This is a genomic window from Microvirga pakistanensis (genome assembly GCF_004458765.1).
In the GTDB taxonomy this organism is placed as follows: Bacteria; Pseudomonadota; Alphaproteobacteria; order Rhizobiales; family Beijerinckiaceae; genus Microvirga; species Microvirga pakistanensis.
The window spans coordinates 1-223 of the sequence record NZ_SPJX01000118.1 but is presented as its reverse complement, the minus strand read 5'-3'; the positions used below and the strand labels follow the sequence as shown (position 1 = coordinate 223).

At 58.3% G+C, this 223-nt stretch carries 1 protein-coding gene; it reads left to right on the top strand.

What is annotated here, in order from left to right:
* Positions 1-106 precede the first annotated feature (106 nt).
* Positions 107-223 (top strand): acyl-CoA dehydrogenase family protein (locus E4K09_RS30105; protein WP_342211332.1); only part of this gene is annotated, 117 nt, incomplete at its 3' end.

The window sequence follows — 223 nt, the reverse complement described above, 5'->3', positions numbered from 1 at the left end:
GGACGTCGGCGCCCGGCTTCTGGATCAAGGTGAGGCAGTCCGCTTCGCTCTTGAGAAGGCCGAAGATCTCACCGCACTTTGCCGTCTTGCTGATACCGTTGGCACGATGGATGAGATGTTGCTGCTGACTGTCGAGCACTTGAACACGAGGCAACAGTTCGGTCGGGCGCTCGCCACTTTTCAGGTGTTGCAGCATCGTGTGGCGGAGATGTTCACCGAGTTG